Source organism: Streptomyces sp. (assembly GCF_050698815.1).
Taxonomy (GTDB): Bacteria; Actinomycetota; Actinomycetes; order Streptomycetales; family Streptomycetaceae; genus Streptomyces.
Genome location: NZ_JBOHCV010000468.1, coordinates 1 through 3,891, shown reverse-complemented (window position 1 = coordinate 3,891; position 3,891 = coordinate 1). Strand labels below are relative to the sequence as shown.

Here is a 3,891-nt window from a genome sequence, read left to right as displayed (position 1 = left end):
GCCTTGGTGGGCTCCGTGCGGAGCTTCAGCTCGCGGGCGTCCGCGAGGCCGTCCTGGTCGGTGTCGGCGCGGGTGGGCGTGGTGCGGAGCTTGAGCTCGCGGGCGGCCGTGAGGCCGTCCTTGTCGGGGTCGGCGGCGCCGTCCTTGGTGCCGTCGCCGTCGGTGTCGGCCTTGAGCGGGGAGCTGAAGCGGTAGCCGAGCTCGGCGAAGTCGGAGAGGCCGTCGCCGTCGGTGTCCTCGGACTTGGGGTCGAGCTTGGCGCGCACCTCCAGGTCGTCGGGGAGGCGGTCGCCGTCGGTGTCCTCCGTCGGCGAGATGCCGTGCTTGGCGAAGGACGCCCAGGTCGGGGTATCGGCCTTGGCGCCGGGCTCGGCGCGGTACCAGACGGTCTCGGTCCTGCCCGGCTGGAGGGTGTTCGTGGGGCCGACGCCCTGGAGCGTCGTGCGCGCGTCCTGGGGGGCGGCGAGCTTCGCGGCGGAGGTGTCCGTGATGCGGTCAGAGAGCTCGAAGGTCAGCGACCATTTGGAGACGGGGTGATCGGAGACGTTCTCGAGCTGGAGCCGGGCGACGTACGAGCCCTCCGTAGCTCTGCCGCGGAGGGCGGCCGGGACCTGGCTCCACGCCGCGTCGCCGGGGGCGACCTGGCGGTAGGAGACATCGACCGTGTCGTCGCGGTAGAGCGTCGCCCCGTCGGTGGCCGCGCCGTCGCCGGGGGTTCCCGCGGCGGCGGGCACGGCCGTGCCGAGGAGAAGGAGTAAGGCCGCGCCGAGGGGCACGGCGGCGCTTCTGTTCATGGGGCCTCCCATGTCTGAAGCCATGCCTGAAGCCATGCCTTTTGTCTCGAAGCTGCCGTTGTGTCACGGCAGTTCGGAATCGAACGGGGAACCTAGCAGACGTGGGGAATGGTTCCCAAGGTGTGGTGGAGGCGAAATTGAAACGTTTGGGAGATTGGTAAGCCCTGTTCCGCTTGTGTTCCTGCTCTGCCTGGGCACCAGCCTGGCGACCAAGGAGGAGCTCGCGGCCAACGGCGGCTACGTGCTCTTGGACGAACTCCCTGACCGGCTTGCTCCCCGCCGCCCGGTCAGCTCTTCTTTGCCCGCGCCTGCCCTACGCACCTGGTGCAGACGCCTTCGCGCCGGACTGACAGGGGCTACTCCTCCTCGTCACCGTCCTCGGGCGTGTCCGGATCACGGAAGGGCCGCAGGCCCTGGCCGGGACCGCTGGCAGTGATATTGAACAGGTACCGGCCCAGGAAGTTGATGTGCCGGTCCTTCAGCGGAGACAAGCGGGCGACGTCCTCGTCCTTGATGTCGTGCCCCTCGGCGCGGAGCCGGGCCACGGCGGCGTCCAGGTAGCGGGTGTTCCACAGCACCACCGCGTTGAGGACCAGACCCAGGGCGGCGAGCTGGTCCTCCTGGCCCTCCCGGTACGCCTGGCGGATCTGACCCCGGCCGCCGTGGCAGACAGCGCGGGCGAGCCGGTGGCGGGACTCCTGCACGGTGAGCTGCCGGTTCATCAGCCGCCGGTAAGTGACATCGACCGGGTCGACCAAGGCGAGCAGGTGCATGGTCTTGTCGATCCGCCCGTACTCGGCGAACGCAGCCCCCAGCGGGGTCGGGTGCCCTTCGCGACCGAACATCCGCAGCAGGTCGTAGGCCCGGACCTGGTTGGTGCTGAGCGACCCGGCCACGCGGAGCATGTCCGGCCAGTGCGTGACGATCCGCTTGAGGTTCACCCTTGTTGCAGGCGACGGCCTCCAGCGGCCCGTACCCCGCAGAGGGCTCCCCGCTGGCGTCGGGCAGATCGGCCGCCAGAACCGCTGATCAGCCAGGTCGCGGAAGCGCGGGGTGAAGCGGAAGCCGAGCATCTTGTACAGGCCGAACGCCATGTCGGAGTACGAGGCGTTGTCGGTGGCCACCATCTCCGGCTTCAGCCCGCCGTCCAGGTTCAGCAGGGTGTCCAGGGTGTAGAGGCTGTCGCGAGGGGTGCCGCGTACGACCATCGCGCCGATCCCGGCGACCTGGTCGTTGACGGCGTTGAGCCAGGTCACGCCGCGTTTGTAGCCGTAGTACTTGGGCGAGGGGGCCGGTGTTGATGCTTCGGACGGGTACAACGAAGCGCAGGCCGTCGACGGAGGCGAGCAGCCCGCCGCCCCACATCTGGGCCAGCTCGATGCGGGATTGCGCGCCGATCAGCGCGGCGTTCGCCGCGGCGATGGTGTCGGCGCGCACGTAGTTCTGGTCGACGTGCGAGAGCCGCAAGCGCCTTGTTGTTCGGGTCGATGACCGGGGTCAGCCCGATGTTGCAGCTCTGGGAGACCAGCAGGCCCTCCATCCGGGTACGCCGGTCGGAGACGTGCCCGAAGGAGCCGAGGAACCCGGTCCAGGAGTGGACCTCGAACAGCAGGTCCGGCAGGTCGATCCTGGGGAGCATGGCTTCGGTGGTGGCCTTCAGCCAGGTCGGGGACTCCGGTTCGCCCACCGCGCCGAGCTTGTCCACGCTCAGCCGGGCACGTCCCCCGCCCTCGGGAACGATGATCTCCACCTTCGCGTCGGCGCCGGCCTCCTCCAGGCGGTCGGCCATCTGCCGCCACGCCGCATCCAGCCCGCGCGTGAGCTGGGCCAGATGCTCGGTCGCGTCCTCGGTCAAGGACAGGCCCGCCAGCACGTCCGGGCGCATCGCCTCCCACCGCGGACCGTCCAGCAGCCGGGCGCGCGGGTCGGCCCACCGGTTCGAGGGGGCCGCGAAGACGTCGCGCCGGTTCAGCGCGCGGTGCAGCTGCTCCAGCACGCACACCACGTACGCGTCCCGGTCGACCGCGCCCTGGGGCAGCTTGGCGTTCGAGAACACCGCCCGGCGCCACACTGCGGGCACCAGGTCGGCATCGACCTTGCGGGCAGCAGCGGCCGGTCCTTGACCCGGCGTCGCGAAAGTGCTGGCAGGCGGCGCACCGCCTTGAGGATGCGCCGCCCGGCCGGGGCCGCGTCCGCGGCCTTGGCCAGCCGCTCGTCCAGCGGCAGCAGCGAGACGTAGGGCAGCACCGACCGCGACATGCGCGGCGCGTCCGGCCAGCCTGGCCGCATCGGCTCCGGCGTCATCGCCCGCGCCAGCAACAGCGCAGCGTCCACTGCCTTCGTCGAGGGCCGCAGCACCACCGCCGCCAGCGTCCTGGTGGCGACGTCCACCAGCCCCGTCATCTCGCAACGGTCCACCGTTCCGTCGTCGTGGACGACCATAACGTCCAGCGGCGTGGAGTCGATCTCCATCACCTCGCCCGGGCGGGCCGCCGTCAGCTGGCCGAGCATCCTCTTCGGCTGCTTGCCCAGCGAACGGCGGTTGCGGGCGGACCCCAGCAGGTGCTGCCCGCGCGAAACTGCGTCCAGCAGCCGGTAAAACGTCGCTCTGGAGGGCATCGGGACCTCTCCCGTGCCGTGCTCGGCGATCAAAAGGCGTTCGACCTGGCGGCGCAGCACCTGTGCGGACACCGTCGGCTCGTTCGTCCGACTGCTGACGACCTGCTCAATCGCGGCTACTACCCGCGGATCGGCCCGGCTGGTCCCGGTCGAGGGTTTGATCAGTCACCGGTCCACCAGTCCCGCAATCCCTTCCCGCTCGAACCGGGTGCGCAGCCGCTGCAGAGTACTCAAGGCCACTTCCGCCTACCGACCGCAGTTCGGCGAGCTTGTTCAGCTCCCGCTGGCGGACCGAGTGCACGTTGGGGTCGTACTCGGGCCTTACCGGCGTGCCCGGATCAACGTCCGGGCGGCCCGTCATCAGCTCCGTCAGATGCCGCTGCCACCACCGGGCCCGCTCGGCAGCTTCCTCGGGCAGACCGTCCAGCACCCCTTCCGCGGGCAGCGGCGGACGAACCGGGCCGGTGCTGAGCACGGC

1 protein-coding gene and 1 pseudogene are annotated in these 3,891 nt (G+C 70.6%); both read right to left on the bottom strand.

From position 1 onward, the window contains the following. The coding region (locus ACRDP3_RS16900) for a hypothetical protein (RefSeq protein ID WP_431517782.1) at nt 1-794 on the bottom strand (794 nt) is incomplete at its 3' end. 356 nt (nt 795-1,150) lie between these two features. Continuing rightward, nucleotides 1,151-3,147, bottom strand: a pseudogene (locus ACRDP3_RS16895) (Tn3 family transposase); the annotation flags it as partial. Nucleotides 3,148-3,891 lie beyond the last annotated feature (744 nt).